The 18,767-nt window shown below is 50.4% G+C and carries 13 protein-coding genes; 8 read left to right on the top strand and 5 right to left on the bottom strand.

The features are described 5' to 3' along the window. Nucleotides 1-144: 144 nt before the first annotated feature. Complete coding sequence (locus FQ015_RS08490; RefSeq protein ID WP_001353546.1) at nt 145-528, top strand: YjaA family stress response protein; 384 nt, start codon at nt 145-147, stop codon at nt 526-528. A 63-nt stretch (nt 529-591) separates the two neighbouring features. Here FQ015_RS08490 and FQ015_RS08485 read toward each other — a convergent pair whose 3' ends face one another. Continuing rightward, nucleotides 592-1,035, bottom strand: a complete 444-nt coding sequence (locus tag FQ015_RS08485; protein WP_160523951.1) for an acetyltransferase — start codon at nt 1,033-1,035, stop codon at nt 592-594. A 156-nt stretch (nt 1,036-1,191) separates the two neighbouring features. Between FQ015_RS08485 and metA the strand changes: the two genes are divergently transcribed. The 4 genes from metA to aceK all read left to right on the top strand — a co-directional run bounded on the left by metA (nt 1,192) and on the right by aceK (nt 7,375). Beyond that, complete coding sequence (gene metA / locus FQ015_RS08480; RefSeq protein ID WP_001122781.1) at nt 1,192-2,121, top strand: homoserine O-acetyltransferase MetA; 930 nt, start codon at nt 1,192-1,194, stop codon at nt 2,119-2,121. A 268-nt stretch (nt 2,122-2,389) separates the two neighbouring features. After that, a complete protein-coding gene (gene aceB, locus FQ015_RS08475; RefSeq protein WP_160523950.1) occupies nt 2,390-3,991 on the top strand; it encodes a malate synthase A in 1,602 nt (533 codons plus the stop codon). A 29-nt stretch (nt 3,992-4,020) separates the two neighbouring features. Beyond that, nucleotides 4,021-5,325 carry an isocitrate lyase gene (gene aceA, locus FQ015_RS08470; RefSeq protein WP_000857856.1) on the top strand — a complete coding sequence of 435 codons (1,305 nt, stop codon included), beginning with the start codon at nt 4,021-4,023 and terminating at the stop codon, nt 5,323-5,325. A 313-nt stretch (nt 5,326-5,638) separates the two neighbouring features. Continuing rightward, entirely contained in the window at nt 5,639-7,375 is a 1,737-nt protein-coding gene (gene aceK, locus FQ015_RS08465; protein ID WP_001137232.1) for a bifunctional isocitrate dehydrogenase kinase/phosphatase, read from the top strand. Here aceK and FQ015_RS08460 read toward each other — a convergent pair. Beyond that, on the bottom strand, nt 7,344-9,530 hold the full coding sequence (locus FQ015_RS08460; RefSeq protein ID WP_000632859.1) for a ShET2/EspL2 family type III secretion system effector toxin: 2,187 nt from the start codon (nt 9,528-9,530) through the stop codon (nt 7,344-7,346). The two genes, aceK and FQ015_RS08460, sit on opposite strands and share 32 nt — an antisense overlap. Before the next feature lie 315 nt (nt 9,531-9,845). Continuing rightward, on the bottom strand, nt 9,846-10,670 hold the full coding sequence (gene iclR / locus FQ015_RS08455; protein WP_000226403.1) for a glyoxylate bypass operon transcriptional repressor IclR: 825 nt from the start codon (nt 10,668-10,670) through the stop codon (nt 9,846-9,848). 199 nt (nt 10,671-10,869) lie between these two features. Between iclR and metH the strand changes: the two genes are divergently transcribed. Together metH and FQ015_RS08445 are read left to right on the top strand one after the other, a co-directional pair. Beyond that, complete coding sequence (gene metH / locus FQ015_RS08450; RefSeq protein ID WP_000096041.1) at nt 10,870-14,553, top strand: methionine synthase; 3,684 nt, start codon at nt 10,870-10,872, stop codon at nt 14,551-14,553. Between the two features lie 219 nt (nt 14,554-14,772). Beyond that, a complete protein-coding gene (locus tag FQ015_RS08445; protein ID WP_039020358.1) occupies nt 14,773-16,404 on the top strand; it encodes a Na/Pi cotransporter family protein in 1,632 nt (543 codons plus the stop codon). A gap of 89 nt (nt 16,405-16,493) precedes the next feature. Here FQ015_RS08445 and pepE read toward each other — a convergent pair whose 3' ends face one another. Next, complete coding sequence (pepE, locus tag FQ015_RS08440; RefSeq protein WP_000421763.1) at nt 16,494-17,183, bottom strand: dipeptidase PepE; 690 nt, start codon at nt 17,181-17,183, stop codon at nt 16,494-16,496. Between the two features lie 211 nt (nt 17,184-17,394). Between pepE and rluF the strand changes: the two genes are divergently transcribed. After that, the gene (gene rluF / locus FQ015_RS08435) at nt 17,395-18,267 is read left to right on the top strand and encodes a 23S rRNA pseudouridine(2604) synthase RluF (protein ID WP_000936373.1); all 873 of its coding nucleotides are present in this window, start codon (nt 17,395-17,397) and stop codon (nt 18,265-18,267) included. On the opposite strand, the gene FQ015_RS08430 is transcribed toward rluF, so the two are convergent. Further along, the gene (locus tag FQ015_RS08430) at nt 18,268-18,540 is read right to left on the bottom strand and encodes a DUF3811 domain-containing protein (RefSeq protein ID WP_001207638.1); all 273 of its coding nucleotides are present in this window, start codon (nt 18,538-18,540) and stop codon (nt 18,268-18,270) included. Nucleotides 18,541-18,767 lie beyond the last annotated feature (227 nt).

Here is an 18,767-nt window from a genome sequence, read left to right as displayed (position 1 = left end):
GAAGTGAAACGCCGTAGCGCCGATGGTAGTGTGGGGTCTCCCCATGCGAGAGTAGGGAACTGCCAGGCATCAAATTAGAAAAACCCCGGTCCATAAGGCCGGGGTTTTTTGCATATCAATTATTTGCATGATGAAGGGAATCTCATGTCAGTTCTGTATATCCAAATTCGTCGTAATCAAATTACTGTTCGCGATCTTGAAAGCAAACGTGAAGTGTCAGGAGAGGCTGCCTTCAGTAACCAGCGCCTGTTAATCGCCAATTTCTTTGTTGCAGAAAAAGTTCTGCAAGATCTTGTTTTGCAACTCCACCCACGTTCACCCTGGTACTCTTTTTTGCCAGCAAAACGTATGGATATTGTTGTGAGCGCGCTGGAAATGAATGAGGGCGGTTTGTCACAGGTTGAGGAACGCATTCTTCATGAAGTGGTCGCTGGTGCAACGTTAATGAAATATCGCCATTTCCACATCCATGCGCAATCAGTGGTGCTCAGTGATAGTGCGGTCATGGCAATGCTTAAGCAGAAATAATCATGTCACCATTGGTGGGTACGAAACCTGAAGTTCAGCTCACCGGGATGAGAAAAAAATTGCCTACGCCTCCACATACGCCAGATTCAGCAACGGATACGGTTTCCCCAAATCGTCCACCTCAGAGCGTCCCGTAACCTTAAATCCCAACTTCTTATAGAACCCTACCGCCCGGGCATTTTGCTCATTAACATTGGTTGTCAGTTCCGGTGCCATCGAGAGCGCATGTTCCACCAGCATCCGACCCACGCCGCAGCCGCGCGCATCAGGATCGACAAACAGCGCATCCATATGCTGCCCACTTAACAACATAAACCCAACCGGCCGATCCCGCTCATTAACCGCGACCCACAACGGCGCTTCCGGCAGGAAGGAACGCACCAGCTCTTCCAGCTCGGCCCGATACTCTGCTGATAAAAAATCGTGAGTGGCATCGACAGAACGGCACCAAATCGCAACCAGTTCTTCCCCTTCCTCATGCCGTGAGCGGCGAATACTAATAACCATTTCCTCTCCTTTTAGTCATTCTTATATTCTAACGTAGCCTTTTCCTTGAAACTTTCTCACCTTCAACATGCAGGCTCGACATTGGCAAATTTTCTGGTTATCTTCAGCTATCTGGATGTCTAAACGTATAAGCGTATGTAGTGAGGTAATCAGGTTATGCCGATTCGTGTGCCGGACGAGCTACCCGCCGTCAATTTCTTGCGTGAAGAAAACGTCTTTGTGATGACAACTTCTCGCGCGTCTGGTCAGGAAATTCGTCCGCTAAAGGTGCTTATCCTTAACCTGATGCCGAAGAAGATCGAAACTGAAAATCAGTTTCTGCGCCTGCTTTCAAACTCACCTTTGCAGGTCGATATTCAGCTGTTGCGCATCGATTCCCGTGAATCGCGCAACACGCCCGCAGAGCATCTGAATAACTTCTACTGTAACTTTGAAGATATTCAGGAACAAAACTTTGACGGTCTGATAGTTACCGGCGCGCCGCTGGGACTGGTGGAGTTTAATGACGTCGCTTACTGGCCGCAAATCAAACAGGTGCTGGAGTGGTCGAAAGATCACGTCACCTCAACGCTGTTTGTCTGTTGGGCGGTACAGGCAGCGCTCAATATCCTCTATGGCATTCCTAAGCAAACCCGCACCGACAAACTATCTGGCGTTTACGAGCATCATATTCTCCATCCTCATGCACTTCTGACGCGTGGCTTTGATGATTCATTCCTGGCACCGCATTCGCGCTATGCTGACTTTCCGGCAGCGTTGATTCGTGATTATACCGATCTGGAAATTCTGGCGGAGACAGAAGAAGGGGATGCATATCTGTTTGCCAGCAAAGATAAGCGCATTGCCTTTGTGACGGGGCATCCGGAATACGACGCACATACGCTGGCGCAGGAATTTTTCCGCGATGTGGAAGCCGGACTAGACCCGGATGTACCGTATAACTATTTCCCGCATAATGATCCGCAAAATACACCGCGAGCGAGCTGGCGTAGTCACGGTAATTTGCTGTTTACCAACTGGCTCAACTATTACGTCTACCAGATCACGCCATACGATCTACGGCACATGAATCCAACGTTGGATTAATCTTCTGTGATAGTCGATCGTTAAGCGATTCAGCACCTTACCTCAGGCACCTTCGGGTGCCTTTTTTATTTCCGAAACACACCTCAAGAGGTGAATAAATTTTATTCATATTGTTATCAATAGGTTAACATGTATTTTTATTTAAAATGGAAATTGTTTTTGATTTTGCATTTTAAATGAGTAGTCTTAGTTGTGCTGAACGAAAAGCGCACAACGATCCTTCGTTCACAGTGGGGAAGTTTTCGGATCCATGACGAGGAGCAGCACGATGACTGAACAGGCAACAACAACCGATGAACTGGTTTTCACAAGGCCGTATGGCGAGCAGGAGAAGCAAATTCTTACTGCCGAAGCGGTAGAGTTTCTGACTGAGCTGGTGACGCATTTTACGCCACAACGCAATAAACTTCTGGCAGCGCGCATTCAGCAGCAGCAGGATATCGATAACGGAACGTTGCCTGATTTTATTTCGGAAACAGCTTCCATTCGTGATGCTGACTGGAAAATTCGCGGGATTCCTGCGGACTTAGAAGATCGTCGGGTAGAGATTACCGGCCCGGTTGAGCGCAAGATGGTGATCAACGCGCTCAACGCCAATGTGAAAGTCTTTATGGCCGATTTTGAGGATTCACTGGCCCCGGACTGGAACAAAGTGATCGATGGGCAAATTAACCTGCGCGATGCAGTTAATGGCACCATCAGTTACACCAATGAAGCAGGCAAAATTTACCAGCTCAAGCCCAATCCAGCGGTTTTGATTTGTCGGGTACGCGGTCTGCACTTGCCGGAAAAACATGTCACCTGGAGTGGTGAGGCAATCCCCGGTAGCCTGTTTGATTTTGCGCTTTATTTCTTCCACAACTATCAGGCCCTGTTGGCAAAGGGCAGCGGTCCCTATTTCTATCTGCCGAAAACCCAGTCCTGGCAGGAAGCGGCCTGGTGGAGCGAAGTCTTCAGCTATGCAGAAGATCGCTTTAATCTAGCGCGCGGCACCATCAAGGCGACGTTGCTGATTGAAACGCTGCCCGCCGTGTTCCAGATGGATGAAATCCTTCACGCGCTGCGTGACCATATTGTTGGTCTGAACTGCGGTCGTTGGGATTACATCTTCAGCTATATCAAAACGTTGAAAAACTATCCCGATCGCGTCCTGCCAGACAGACAGGCAGTGACGATGGATAAACCGTTCCTTAATGCCTACTCACGCCTGTTAATCAAAACCTGCCATAAACGCGGCGCATTTGCGATGGGCGGCATGGCAGCGTTTATTCCGAGCAAAGATGAAGAGCGCAATAACCAGGTGCTGAACAAAGTAAAAGCGGATAAAGCGCTGGAAGCCAACAACGGTCACGATGGCACATGGATCGCTCACCCAGGCCTTGCTGACACGGCAATGGCGGTATTCAACGACATTCTCGGCTCCCGTAAAAATCAGCTTGAAGTGATGCGCGAACAAGACGCGCCGATTACTGCCGATCAGCTGCTGGCACCTTGTGATGGTGAACGCACCGAAGAAGGTATGCGCGCCAACATTCGCGTGGCTGTGCAGTACATCGAAGCGTGGATCTCTGGCAACGGCTGTGTGCCGATTTATGGCCTGATGGAAGATGCTGCGACGGCTGAAATTTCCCGTACCTCCATCTGGCAGTGGATCCATCACCAAAAAACGTTGAGTAATGGCAAACCGGTTACCAAAGCCTTGTTCCGCCAGATGCTTGGCGAAGAGATGAAAGTCATTGCCAGCGAACTGGGCGAAGAACGTTTCTCCCAGGGGCGTTTTGACGATGCCGCACGCTTGATGGAACAGATCACCACTTCCGATGAGTTAATTGATTTCCTGACCCTGCCAGGCTACCGCCTGTTAGCGTAAACCACCACATAACTATGGAGCATCTGCACATGAAAACCCGTACACAACAAATTGAAGAATTACAGAAAGAGTGGACTCAACCGCGTTGGGAAGGCATTACTCGCCCATACAGCGCGGAAGATGTGGTGAAATTACGCGGTTCAGTCAATCCTGAATGCACGCTGGCGCAACTGGGCGCGGCGAAAATGTGGCGTCTGCTGCATGGCGAGTCGAAAAAAGGCTACATCAACAGCCTCGGTGCACTGACTGGCGGTCAGGCGCTGCAACAGGCGAAAGCGGGTATTGAAGCAGTCTATCTGTCGGGATGGCAGGTAGCGGCGGACGCTAACCTGGCGGCCAGCATGTATCCGGATCAGTCGCTCTATCCGGCAAACTCGGTGCCAGCTGTGGTGGAGCGGATCAACAACACCTTCCGCCGTGCGGATCAGATCCAATGGTCCGCGGGCATTGAGCCGGGCGATCCGCGCTATGTCGATTACTTCCTGCCGATCGTTGCCGATGCGGAAGCCGGTTTTGGCGGTGTCCTGAATGCCTTTGAACTGATGAAAGCGATGATTGAAGCCGGTGCAGCGGCAGTTCACTTCGAAGATCAGCTGGCATCAGTGAAGAAATGCGGTCACATGGGCGGCAAAGTTTTAGTGCCAACTCAGGAAGCTATTCAGAAACTGGTCGCGGCGCGTCTGGCAGCTGACGTGACGGGCGTTCCAACCCTGCTGGTTGCTCGTACCGATGCCGATGCGGCGGATCTGATTACCTCCGATTGCGACCCATATGACAGCGAATTTATTACCGGCGAGCGTACCAGCGAAGGCTTCTTCCGTACTCATGCAGGTATTGAACAAGCGATCAGCCGTGGCCTGGCGTATGCGCCATATGCTGACCTGGTATGGTGTGAAACCTCCACGCCAGACCTGGAACTGGCGCGTCGCTTTGCACAAGCTATCCACGCGAAATATCCAGGCAAACTGCTGGCTTATAACTGCTCGCCGTCGTTCAACTGGCAGAAAAACCTCGACGACAAAACTATTGCCAGCTTCCAGCAGCAGCTGTCGGATATGGGCTACAAGTTCCAGTTCATCACCCTGGCAGGCATCCACAGCATGTGGTTCAACATGTTTGACCTGGCAAACGCCTATGCCCAGGGCGAGGGTATGAAGCACTATGTTGAGAAAGTGCAGCAGCCGGAATTTGCCGCCGCGAAAGATGGCTATACCTTCGTATCTCACCAGCAGGAAGTGGGTACAGGTTATTTCGATAAAGTGACGACCATTATTCAGGGCGGCACGTCTTCAGTCACCGCGCTGACCGGCTCCACCGAAGAATCGCAGTTCTAAGCAACAACAACCGTTGCTGACTGTAGGTCGGATAAGGCGTTCACGCCGCATCCGACAATGAGCGCCTGATGCGACGCTTGCGCGTCTTATCAGGCCTACAGTCGTTGCCGAACGTAGGCCGGATAACGCGTTCACGCCGCATCCGGCAATCGGTGCACGATGCCTGATGCGACGCTTGCTCGTCTTATTAGGCCTACAACCGTTGCTGACCGTAGGCTGGATAAGGCGTTCACGCCGCATCCGGCAATCAACGCCTGATGCGACGATTTGCGCGTCTTATCCGGCAATTCACTGCTCCTGATGAGGGCAACAAATGCCGCGTGGCCTGGAATTACTGATTGCACAAACCATTCTGCAAGGCTTCGACGCTCAGTATGGTCGATTCCTCGAAGTGACTTCCGGGGCGCAGCAGCGTTTCGAACAAGCCGACTGGCACGCCGTCCAGCAGGCGATGAAAAACCGTATCCATCTTTACGATCATCACGTGGGTCTGGTGGTGGAGCAACTGCGCTGCATTACCAACGGCCAAAGCACGGACGCGGCATTTTTACTGCGTGTCAAAGAGCATTACACCCGGCTGTTGCCGGACTACCCGCGTTTCGAGATTGCGGAGAGCTTTTTTAACTCCGTGTACTGTCGGTTATTTGACCACCGCTCGCTTACTCCCGAGCGGCTTTTTATCTTTAGCTCCCAGCCAGAGCGCCGTTTTCGTACCATTCCCCGCCCGCTGGCGAAAGACTTTCACCCCGATCACGGCTGGGAATCTCTGCTGATGCGCGTTATCAGCGACCTGCCGTTGCGTCTGCGCTGGCAGAATAAAAGCCGTGACATTCATTACATCGTTCGCCATCTGACGGAAACGCTGGGGACAGACAACCTCGCGGAAAGTCATTTACAGGTGGCGAACGAACTGTTTTACCGCAATAAAGCCGCCTGGCTGGTGGGCAAACTGATCACGCCTTCCGGCACATTGCCATTTTTGCTGCCGATCCACCAGACGGACGACGGCGAGTTATTTATTGATACTTGCCTGACGACGACCGCCGAAGCGAGCATCGTCTTTGGCTTCGCACGCTCCTATTTTATGGTTTATGCACCGCTGCCCGCAGCACTGGTCGAGTGGCTACGGGAAATTCTGCCGGGTAAAACCACCGCTGAATTGTATATGGCTATCGGCTGCCAGAAGCACGCTAAAACCGAGAGCTACCGCGAATATCTCGTTTATCTACAGGGCTGTAATGAGCAGTTCATTGAAGCGCCGGGTATTCGTGGAATGGTGATGTTGGTGTTTACGCTGCCGGGTTTTGATCGGGTGTTCAAAGTGATTAAAGACAAGTTCGCGCCGCAGAAAGAGATGTCTGCCGCGCACGTTCGCGCCTGCTATCAACTGGTGAAAGAGCACGATCGCGTAGGTCGAATGGCGGACACCCAGGAGTTTGAAAACTTTGTGCTGGAGAAGCGGCATATTTCCCCGGCATTAATGGCATTACTGCTCCAGGAAGCAGCGGAAAAAATCACCGATCTCGGCGAACAAATTGTGATTCGCCATCTTTATATTGAGCGGCGGATGGTGCCGCTCAATATCTGGTTGGAACAAGTGGAAGGTCAGCAGTTGCGCGACGCCATTGAAGAATACGGCAACGCCATTCGCCAGCTTGCTGCCGCCAACATCTTCCCCGGCGACATGCTGTTTAAAAACTTCGGTGTCACCCGTCACGGGCGCGTGGTGTTTTATGATTACGATGAAATTTGCTACATGACGGAAGTAAACTTCCGCGACATCCCACCGCCGCGCTACCCGGAAGACGAACTTGCCAGCGAACCGTGGTACAGCGTCTCGCCGGGCGATGTTTTCCCGGAAGAGTTCCGTCACTGGCTATGCGCCGACCCGCGTATTGGGCCACTGTTTGAAGAGATGCACGCCGATCTGTTCCGCGCCGACTACTGGCGCGCACTACAAAACCGCATACGTGAAGGGCATGTGGAAGATGTTTATGCGTACCGGCGCAGGCAAAGATTTAGCGTACGATATGGGGAGATGCTTTTTTGAGTAAAGCTTCCATCTTATTTTTCTCCGCGATGTATCGAGGGTTATCCGTAAAGCCATAGCTTTCAGCCATCTTATTTAACGTATTAAGGATTAATTCAGCAATAACCCGGTGACCCAATTTAAAAGCCAATTCAAAGGCAGAGTATTTTTGTGGCGCTTTATGTTGCCAAAAATCCATAATATCTTCAGCGGTAAATCCAAAAAGGCGTGCATGGTCACATAAAGCAAGATAAACTGTCTCTACAACGTTTTGTTGTTTATGCTGTATCGCTGAAAACAAACCGGGATATTCATTAGAATTATGTGCCAGGAGGAGGGTCTTCATATTTTTTTTATCGAATTTAAACGTATTAAACAGAGTGGGTAATGCGTTAAAAATAGTCTTAATAACGTTCATATGTCCGCGCTGCATGGCTATAAACAAACCCGTGTCGCGCGCAAGATTTTTGGCGGTCAGAAGATCTACAATATCAGAAGCGGAAATGTTAATTTCCTGGGCCAGACAGGGCAATGCTTCGAGTATAACTCTCACGATATCGCTATGCCCATTTTGCATCGCCAGGTATAGCCCCGGGTAACCATAAAAATCCTTTGCCTTCAGGAGAACGAATACCTGCTCTTTAGTCAAATGACATGTGCGAATTAACAAAGGTAATGCATCCAAAAAAACTTTCAGCATGTCGGCATCACCATTCGCCATAACATAGTATAAAACATGGCTGGACGATCTACTTTTGGCACTCAGGATTTTATACACCTGTTCGTTATCTAAATGATGTGTAGCAGCAAGTTTAGGTAAGGCGTTCAGAATCGAGGTTACGACATTTTTATCCTTACGTGATATCGCTAAAAATAATCCAGAACAACCATTTTTATCTTTTGCCTCCACAATATTAATGAGGTTTTTTTTCGAGAGTAATCCTTCATATCCAGGAGCTGACAGTGAATTGAAAATAGTCTCAACGATATCCGCATTACCATAATTTATAGCCAAATATAAACCTGGCAGGTTAATACTATTATAGGCAGTCAACATTTCTGTTCTATGTAGTTCTGGCATTTTCTGGAGCTGAATCATCAGCTGCGTAAGTTTGTGATTCTGACCAATTGCCATGAGCAAATTCATCGTTGCAGGTGATAATGGAGGGGTTATTTCATCCACAGATCCTTTTAACATCAATAGCTGTTCTTTCGGAAGTGCTGGAATTATTGCAACAGATTGGTTAATAACATGATCATTTGACCATTTCAGGAGGCTATAATCTACATTCATAAAATCCATCAGAGAATAGTGTTTAATATCCTCTTTACTTTCGCTCATGATTCTTATTTTATCGTTAGTTACATTAGGATCATAAACCGAAACCACGTAATGGGTACATCCTTCAGTTGTATTTTTTATTCTTAGCCGGGCCGTCAAAGCATGGTTATCCACCAATAATATGGCTGCCATAACACTGATACCATTTGATTCCATCTTGTCAAAATATGCCTTCATAACTAGACCGAAATCACCGCAGGCAGCAACACAACGCCCCTCAGGACGGCTGGAAATTAACGCCAAAGTCTGGTTTTTGCATTTTTTGTTGAAGTGAGCGAGAAAATTTTCAGCTGAAGAATAATCATCTTGATGGGGTTTGTAATCAACATTCTGATAAATATCATTAATATATTGTGCAGCAATGTGTCGGCATACTATACGGTTTTGGGGGCGCCCCGGAAAATAACATTGACCATTAAGTTTAACTCTTGGAAATTCTTTTTCTTTTCTATCTGAGGTTAGGTTTAATTCTTGTTTATCAAGAGTGTCTAAGCGTTGAGGTAAAATTTCCATTAGGTATTCTTCAAATATTGGAGCAATGGTTTGAGTGAGTGTCGTGTTTTCATTTTTATTAATTATCGTAATTTCTTTTTTATCAGTCTGTAAGACAGATGTGGAAAATTTAATGACAAAATCCTTATTACTAAAGATATGACGGCCGTTTTGTCTACAGTTTTCTGAGAAGCTTTTTAATAGAGGTGTCCCCAGCTCCTTGCCAGAAAATTTATTCTCGAGTTCTTTATAAAACAATTCACTCAGGTTTTGGTATTCATTTGTCTGGGCTGTATTATTAATATTTAAAGAGAAAGAATTGCGATGAATACGAGTAATCATTTAAATATCTCATTGTTTATTGATGTCTGGAATTTTAACTATCAGAACAGTGAAAAATTTAATATGATTACAAGTAAAGAAATATCATAAATCGCTCAATCTCATAATGAAACCGCAAAAGTTTCGGCGCAATGAGTTCTTGCGATTTTGTTAATAATTAAGTGGTTTGATGTTTAAAAATAATTCTGAGTTAATAAAAGTGTGTGAAGTGTATGATATTAAGTTATTTTTGCGTCAATGCGATTAACAGATACCCTTATTCTATTGCTACTCAGGTATGACGGGCAGAATATTACCTCTACCCGCCAGAAAAAGTCAGCGCATTCCACCGTACGCCAGCGTCACTTCCTTCGCAGCTTTAATCACCATCGCACCAAACTCGGTTACGCGATCATCGGTAATACGTGAAATCGGCCCGGAAATCGAAATTGCCGCAAATGGTTCGCGGTGCTCGTCGAAAATACACGCTGCGAGGCAACGCAGCCCCAGCGCATGTTCCTCATCGTCAAATGAATAACCCCGTTTTCGCGTTTGGGCGAGATCTTCTTTTAAATGTACAGGAGACACCAGTGTTGCGTGGGTATAGGCATGTAACCCTTTGCGGTGCAGCAGCTTCGTCACCTGTTCTTCGCTCAGTTGGGCTAAAAAGGCTTTACCCGCACCGGAAGCGTGCATCGGTAATTTACCGCCAATAGGGGCGGACATACGCATCAGGTGCGTACACTGTACCTGGTCGATAATAATCGCTTCGTGATCGCTTTGATCAAGCACCGCCATATTTACCGTTTCGCCAGACTCTTCCATTAGATTGCGCAGGATAGGGTGAACAATGGCTAACAAATTACGGCTCTGGAGAAAGCTGCTGCCGACCATAAAGGCATGTGCGCCGATTGCCCAGTGTCCCAGTTCGCCGACCTGACGCACGAAACCCTGCTGTTGCATCGTGGTTAGCAGACGGTGGGTCGTGGAGTTGGGTAACCCGGCTTGTTGCGCCAGTTCCGTGAGTGCCACACTGCCATTGGATTCGGCAATCCACTCCAGTAATTTCAGACCACGCGTTAAAGACTGAACCTGCCCAGTCGCTGGTGCGGTGGCAACGGCGGGTTTTCTGCCGCGTTTCGCGGGAATGGGTGCGACCATGACAGTCTCCTTTTTCTGTATCGTGGAAATCATTTTCATTTTTATTGTTAGCTAATGCAATAGTTGCTGAACTGATCCGATGAGTTAATGTTGAACAAATCTCATGTTGCGTGGTGGTCGCTTTTACCACAGATGCGTTTATGCCAGTATGGTTTGTTGAATTTTTATTAAATCTGGGTTGAGCGTGTCGGGAGCAAGTGTGAGCAGCAAAGTGGAACAACTGCGTGCGCAGTTAAATGAACGTATTCTGGTGCTGGATGGCGGTATGGGCACTATGATCCAGAGCTATCGACTGAACGAAGCCGATTTTCGTGGTGAACGCTTTGCCGACTGGCCATGCGATCTCAAAGGCAACAACGACCTGCTGGTACTCAGCAAACCGGAAGTGATCGCCGCTATCCACAACGCCTACTTTGAAGCGGGCGCGGATATCATCGAAACCAACACCTTCAACTCCACGACTATTGCGATGGCGGATTACCAGATGGAATCCCTGTCGGCGGAAATCAACTTTGCGGCGGCGAAGCTGGCCCGTGCCTGTGCTGACGAGTGGACCGCCCGTACGCCGGAGAAACCGCGCTACGTTGCCGGTGTTCTCGGCCCGACCAACCGCACGGCGTCTATTTCTCCGGACGTCAACGATCCAGCATTCCGCAACATCACTTTTGACCAGTTGGTGGCGGCTTATCGAGAATCCACTAAAGCGCTGGTGGAAGGCGGTGCGGATCTGATCCTGATTGAAACCGTTTTCGACACCCTTAACGCCAAAGCGGCGGTCTTTGCGGTGAAAACGGAGTTCGAAGCGCTGGGCGTTGAACTGCCGATAATGATCTCCGGCACCATCACTGACGCCTCCGGGCGCACGCTCTCCGGGCAGACCACTGAAGCATTTTACAACTCATTGCGCCACGCCGAAGCGCTGACCTTTGGCCTGAACTGTGCGCTGGGGCCCGATGAACTGCGCCAGTACGTGCAGGAGCTGTCACGGATTGCGGAATGCTACGTAACCGCGCACCCGAACGCCGGGCTGCCCAACGCCTTTGGTGAATACGATCTCGACGCCGACACGATGGCAAAACAAATACGTGAATGGGCACAAGCGGGCTTTCTCAATATCGTCGGCGGCTGCTGTGGCACCACGCCACAACATATTGCAGCGATGAGTCGTGCAGTAGAAGGATTAGCGCCGCGCAAACTGCCGGAAATTCCCGTAGCCTGCCGTTTGTCTGGCCTGGAGCCGCTGAACATTGGCGACGATAGCCTGTTTGTGAACGTGGGTGAACGCACCAACGTCACCGGTTCCGCTAAGTTCAAGCGCCTGATCAAAGAAGAGAAATACAGCGAGGCGTTGGATGTGGCGCGTCAGCAGGTGGAAAACGGCGCGCAGATTATCGATATCAACATGGATGAAGGGATGCTCGACGCCGAAGCGGCGATGGTGCGTTTCCTTAATCTGATTGCGGGTGAACCGGATATCGCTCGCGTGCCGATTATGATCGACTCCTCAAAATGGGACGTCATTGAAAAAGGTCTGAAGTGTATCCAGGGCAAAGGTATTGTTAACTCTATCTCGATGAAAGAGGGCGTCGACGCCTTTATTCATCACGCGAAACTGTTGCGTCGCTACGGTGCGGCAGTCGTGGTGATGGCCTTTGACGAACAGGGCCAGGCCGATACCCGCGCACGGAAAATCGAGATTTGCCGTCGGGCGTACAAAATCCTCACCGAAGAGGTTGGCTTCCCGCCAGAAGATATCATCTTTGACCCGAACATCTTCGCGGTCGCAACCGGTATTGAAGAGCACAACAACTACGCGCAGGACTTTATCGGCGCGTGTGAAGACATCAAACGTGAACTGCCGCACGCGCTGATTTCCGGCGGCGTTTCTAACGTTTCGTTCTCATTCCGTGGCAACGATCCGGTGCGCGAAGCCATTCACGCGGTGTTCCTCTACTACGCTATTCGCAATGGCATGGATATGGGGATCGTCAACGCCGGGCAACTGGCGATTTACGACGACCTACCCGCTGAACTGCGCGACGCGGTGGAAGATGTGATTCTTAATCGTCGCGACGATGGCACCGAGCGTTTACTGGAGCTTGCCGAGAAATATCGCGGCAGCAAAACCGACGACACCGCCAACGCCCAGCAGGCGGAGTGGCGCTCGTGGGAAGTGAATAAACGTCTGGAATACTCGTTGGTCAAAGGCATTACCGAGTTTATCGAGCAGGATACCGAAGAAGCCCGCCAGCAGGCTACGCGCCCGATTGAAGTGATTGAAGGCCCGTTGATGGACGGCATGAACGTGGTCGGCGATCTGTTTGGCGAAGGCAAAATGTTCTTGCCGCAGGTGGTCAAATCGGCGCGTGTGATGAAGCAGGCGGTGGCGTATCTCGAACCGTTTATTGAAGCCAGCAAAGAGCAGGGCAAAACCAACGGCAAGATGGTGATCGCTACAGTGAAGGGCGACGTCCACGATATCGGTAAAAATATCGTTGGCGTGGTGCTGCAATGTAACAACTACGAAATTGTTGATCTCGGCGTGATGGTGCCGGCGGAAAAAATTCTCCGCACCGCCAAAGAAGTGAATGCTGATTTGATTGGCCTTTCGGGGCTTATCACGCCGTCGCTGGATGAAATGGTCAACGTGGCGAAAGAGATGGAGCGTCAGGGCTTCACCATTCCGCTATTGATTGGCGGCGCGACCACCTCAAAAGCGCACACGGCGGTGAAAATCGAGCAGAACTACAGCGGCCCGACGGTGTATGTGCAGAACGCTTCACGCACCGTTGGTGTGGTGGCGGCGCTGCTTTCCGACACTCAGCGCGATGATTTCGTTGCTCGTACCCGCAAGGAGTACGAAACCGTGCGTATTCAACACGGGCGCAAGAAACCGCGCACTCCACCGGTCACGCTGGAAGCGGCGCGCGATAACGACTTCGCTTTTGACTGGCAGGCTTATACGCCGCCGGTGGCGCACCGTCTCGGCGTGCAGGAAGTGGAAGCCAGCATCGAAACGCTGCGTAATTACATCGACTGGACGCCGTTCTTTATGACCTGGTCGCTGGCCGGGAAGTATCCGCGCATTCTGGAAGATGAAGTGGTAGGCGTTGAGGCGCAGCGGCTGTTTAAAGACGCCAACGACATGCTGGATAAATTAAGCGCCGAGAAAACGCTGAATCCGCGTGGCGTGGTGGGGCTGTTCCCGGCAAACCGTGTGGGCGATGACATTGAAATCTACCGTGACGAAACGCGTACCCATGTGATCAACGTCAGCCACCATCTGCGTCAACAGACCGAAAAAACGGGCTTCGCTAACTACTGTCTCGCTGACTTCGTTGCGCCGAAGCTTTCTGGTAAAGCAGATTACATCGGCGCATTTGCCGTGACTGGCGGACTGGAAGAGGACGCACTGGCTGATGCCTTTGAAGCACAGCACGATGATTACAACAAAATCATGGTGAAAGCGCTTGCCGACCGTTTAGCCGAAGCCTTTGCGGAGTATCTCCATGAGCGTGTGCGTAAAGTCTACTGGGGCTATGCGCCGAACGAGAACCTCAGCAACGAAGAACTGATCCGCGAAAACTACCAGGGCATCCGTCCGGCACCGGGCTACCCGGCCTGCCCGGAACATACGGAAAAAGCCACTATCTGGGAGTTGCTGGAAGTGGAAAAACATACCGGCATGAAACTCACAGAATCTTTCGCCATGTGGCCCGGTGCATCGGTTTCGGGTTGGTACTTCAGCCACCCGGACAGCAAGTATTACGCGGTGGCGCAAATTCAGCGCGATCAGGTCGAAGACTATGCCCGCCGTAAAGGTATGAGCGTCTCAGATGTTGAACGCTGGCTGGCACCGAATCTGGGGTATGACGCGGACTGATTCACAAATCTGTCACTTTTCCTTACAACAAACAGGGCGCTCAATGAGTGCCCTGTCTCTTTATTAATATGAAACACTTATACTGGAATCAGGCTGGAATAATCTTAGCCGGAAAAACGAATGTCAAAAGTCACGATAAAGATTTCAGTCAGCGTGTTTCCGGTCCTTTGGTCATTCAATTGCTTCAGGAACATATAACGATAAGGAGAACCTGAACTCGTGTTAACGCTGCTTCACCTGCTTTCTGCCGTCGCCCTGTTGGTCTGGGGGACACATATTGTTCGAACAGGCGTAATGCGCGTCTTCGGCGCACGTCTGCGTACCGTTCTGAGCCGGAGCGTCGAAAAAAAGCCGCTCGCCTTTTGTGCGGGGATCGGCGTTACCGCACTGGTGCAGAGCAGTAATGCTACCACCATGCTGGTGACTTCGTTCGTCGCTCAGGATCTGGTTGCCCTCGCACCGGCTTTGGTCATTGTGCTGGGTGCAGATGTCGGGACCGCGCTAATGGCGCGTATTCTCACCTTCGATTTATCCTGGTTGTCACCGCTACTTATTTTTATCGGCGTGATTTTTTTCCTCGGCCGCAAACAGTCACGCGCCGGGCAACTAGGCCGTGTCGGTATTGGTCTTGGGCTGATTTTACTGGCGCTGGAATTGATTGTGCAGGCCGTAACGCCGATCACCCAGGCAAACGGCGTTCAGGTGATCTTTGCCTCGCTAACCGGCGATATTCTGCTGGATGCGCTGATTGGCGCGATGTTCGCCATTATCAGCTACTCCAGCCTTGCTGCTGTACTGCTGACCGCGACTCTGACCGCCGCAGGCATCATCTCCTTCCCCGTGGCACTTTGTCTGGTGATTGGTGCTAACCTCGGCTCCGGCTTGCTGGCGATGCTCAACAACAGTGCCGCCAATGCCGCAGCTCGCCGTGTCGCGCTGGGTAGCCTGCTGTTTAAGCTGGTGGGTAGCCTGATTATCCTGCCGTTTGTCCATTTGCTGGCAGAGACAATGGGGAAGTTGCCATTGTCAAAAGCGGAATTGGTGATCTATTTCCACGTCTTCTACAACCTTGTACGCTGCCTGGTCATGTTGCCATTCGTTGACCCGATGGCACGGTTTTGCAAAACGATTATTCGCGATGAACCGGAACTGGATACCCAGCTACGGCCTAAACATCTGGATGTCAGCGCGCTGGATACGCCCACGCTTGCTCTGGCGAACGCTGCCCGCGAAACCCTGCGCATTGGCGACGCCATGGAACAGATGATGGAAGGGTTGAATAAAGTGATGCACGGCGAGCCACGGCAGGAGAAAGAGCTGCGTAAGTTGGCAGATGATATCAACGTTCTCTACACCGCCATTAAGCTGTATCTGGCGCGAATGCCAAAAGAAGAGCTGGCGGAGGAAGAGTCGCGTCGCTGGGCGGAGATTATCGAAATGTCGCTTAACCTTGAACAGGCCTCCGATATCGTCGAGCGCATGGGGAGTGAAATTGCCGACAAATCGCTGGCAGCAAGGCGAGCATTTTCGCTTGATGGCTTGAAGGAATTGGATGCACTCTATGAGCAATTGCTCAGTAATTTAAAACTGGCCATGTCGGTTTTCTTCTCTGGCGATGTTGCCAGCGCCCGTCGTTTACGCCGCAGCAAGCATCGTTTTCGCATTCTTAATCGCCGCTATTCTCACGCCCACGTTGATCGCCTGCATCAGCAAAACGTGCAGAGCATTGAAACCAGTTCGCTACATTTAGGCTTACTGGGCGATATGCAGCGTTTGAACTCGCTGTTTTGTTCGGTGGCTTACAGTGTGCTGGAACAGCCGGATGAAGATGAAGGACGGGACGAGTATTAATACCGTGACCCTATAGGCCTGATAAGACGCGTAAAGCGTCGCATCAGGCACTATGTACAAGATGCCGGATCATGCATCCGGCAATTCACTTAAAAACGGTGACCCGCTTCCAGCGGCACCGCTTCTTCACCAGCCTTAAACACATAAGTGGTGTTCGGGCCACCCAGCGTAGCGTGACCTTTACTTACTGTGATCCAGTTACCTTCCGGCAGACCAATAATCGTCAGTTCTGGCGCGACGACCAGCAGTTCGCGAATACGCTGCTCACGGGTTTCACCTTTATGGCCTTCCGGCAGCGCGTTGGTGAAGTGCGGGTTGATTTGCAGCGGGAACAGATTTAGCGCATCGAAACCTTGCGGATCGACAATCGGCATATCGTTGGTGGTACGAATGGTTGGGCAAGCAAGGTTAGCGCCTGCGCTCCAGCCAATATACAGCGCGCCACGTTTCACCACGTCAGTAATTGGTGCCAGCAGCCCGCGCTCGCGGCACTGTTTCAGCAACTGGAAAGTATTACCGCCGCCGACAATCACAATTTCCGCATTTTCAATCGCGGCAACGGGATCGACAACGCTATGAATACCGGTGACAGAAACACCCAGCGGAGCGAGAACCGCAGCCGTTTTCGCTGTGTAATCATCCCAGGTCTGCGTTACGCCCGCGAAAGGAATAAATACCGCTGAACGGCGACCCTGCAACTGTTCAGCAATCAGCGGCAGCGCGTGTTCCAGCCAGGCTTTTCCCGGCAGCGTCGAGTTACTCAATAAAAGCAGTTCCATTACTTCTCCGGTTAGTAAGAAATCACGGGAGGCATGCTATCACTGTGATTTTAATCGCTTACTGACATGGCTCACGATGTCGCACATTGCTTCTGGAAAGTGATTTGAGCAGGTAACGAATTCAAGCCAATGGAAATAACAAATAGTTCGCACATGACTATTTTTTATCAACCCAAAGGTACGGTATATTCCGTTTTTTACAGGAGAATTTATGCTGCCCGACTCATCAGTCCGTTTAAATAAATACATCAGCGAAAGCGGAATTTGCTCACGCCGCGAAGCGGATCGCTATATCGAGCAAGGCAATGTGTTCCTTAATGGCAAGCGAGCCACCATTGGCGATCAGGTGAAACCCGGCGACGTTGTGAAAGTAAATGGTCAGTTGATTGAGCCTCGGGAAGCCGAAGATTTGGTACTTATCGCCCTGAACAAGCCCGTCGGTATTGTCAGCACCACCGAAGATGGCGAGCGCGATAACATTGTCGATTTTGTTAACCACAGCAAACGCGTGTTCCCGATTGGCCGCCTGGATAAAGACTCCCAGGGGCTGATTTTCCTCACCAATCACGGCGATCTGGTGAATAAGATCCTCCGTGCGGGTAACGATCATGAGAAAGAGTATCTGGTGACGGTCGATAAACCGATTACCGATGAATTTATTCGTGGTATGGGGGCGGGGGTGCCAATCCTCGGGACAGTGACTAAAAAGTGTAAAGTCAAAAAAGAAGCGCCGTTTGTCTTCCGCATTACCCTGGTGCAGGGCCTGAACCGTCAGATCCGTCGCATGTGTGAGCACTTTGGTTACGAAGTGAAAAAGCTGGAGCGTACGCGCATTATGAACGTCAGTTTAAGCGGCATTCCGCTGGGTGAGTGGCGCGATTTAACCGACGATGAGCTAATTGATCTCTTTAAATTAATTGAGAATTCCACTTCTGAGGTAAAACCCAAAGCGAAGGCCAAACCGAAAACGGCGGGCATCAAACGTCCAGTCGTTAAGATGGAAAAAACGGCGGAAAAAGGCGGTCGCCCGGCGTCCAACGGTAAGCGTTTTACCTCGCCGGGGCGCAAAAAGAAGGGGCGCTGATCAGCGCCTACCACGCGTCGACGTATTTGCCGACCAGCTAAACGATGCTTCGGGATCGGGTTTATAAGCCTGCTTTTTCTTCAACTGGCGGGCTTTTTTTGCTTCAGCCTCACGCTCAACCATTAATTTATCGATGTACTCTTTCTTAATGCTGTTAGTTTCCGAGTTGGTCAGCACGCGACCATGCGCAATACGCGCGCGATCCAGCAATGTTTTTAGTTCGCGCTGCTCGCGTTCAGTCATCTCTTTTTGGGTAATACGGGGGAGTGCCATGATGGTGCCCTCAGTGAGCCGGAGAGTTCAGTGTACGGGAATTCCTTTGCGAGCAGAACTGATAATATTCATTTTGCCTTCTCTTAACTATTTATCTCTCTCGATAATTAGCTAGAGATGCAGATAAAAAATTAAAGGTAATTATTCTCAGATAAAGATGCTGGTTAACAGGGAATAGACTCGTTTATTGATGGGCATAATGACAAGAAAAACATACGGCCCGAAAT

This window comes from Escherichia sp. HH26CH (assembly GCF_009820205.1).
Taxonomy (GTDB): domain Bacteria; phylum Pseudomonadota; class Gammaproteobacteria; order Enterobacterales; family Enterobacteriaceae; genus Escherichia; species Escherichia coli_F.
The sequence above is the reverse complement of the archived record's forward strand: the minus strand, read 5'-3'. Positions and strand labels throughout refer to the sequence as shown.

Bases quoted from the DNA above. Each gene is read 5' to 3' on its own strand.
- pepE (WP_000421763.1), bottom strand. From the start codon at position 17,183: ATGGAACTGCTTTTATTGAGTAACTCGACGCTGCCGGGAAAAGCCTGG.
- FQ015_RS08460 (WP_000632859.1), bottom strand. From the start codon at position 9,530: ATGATTACTCGTATTCATCGCAATTCTTTCTCTTTAAATATTAATAAT.
- FQ015_RS08485 (WP_160523951.1), bottom strand. From the start codon at position 1,035: ATGGTTATTAGTATTCGCCGCTCACGGCATGAGGAAGGGGAAGAACTG.
- aceA (WP_000857856.1), top strand. From the start codon at position 4,021: ATGAAAACCCGTACACAACAAATTGAAGAATTACAGAAAGAGTGGACT.
- FQ015_RS08430 (WP_001207638.1), bottom strand. From the start codon at position 18,540: ATGGCACTCCCCCGTATTACCCAAAAAGAGATGACTGAACGCGAGCAG.
- iclR (WP_000226403.1), bottom strand. From the start codon at position 10,670: ATGGTCGCACCCATTCCCGCGAAACGCGGCAGAAAACCCGCCGTTGCC.
- rluF (WP_000936373.1), top strand. From the start codon at position 17,395: ATGCTGCCCGACTCATCAGTCCGTTTAAATAAATACATCAGCGAAAGC.
- aceB (WP_160523950.1), top strand. From the start codon at position 2,390: ATGACTGAACAGGCAACAACAACCGATGAACTGGTTTTCACAAGGCCG.
- FQ015_RS08490 (WP_001353546.1), top strand. From the start codon at position 145: ATGTCAGTTCTGTATATCCAAATTCGTCGTAATCAAATTACTGTTCGC.
- metA (WP_001122781.1), top strand. From the start codon at position 1,192: ATGCCGATTCGTGTGCCGGACGAGCTACCCGCCGTCAATTTCTTGCGT.
- aceK (WP_001137232.1), top strand. From the start codon at position 5,639: ATGCCGCGTGGCCTGGAATTACTGATTGCACAAACCATTCTGCAAGGC.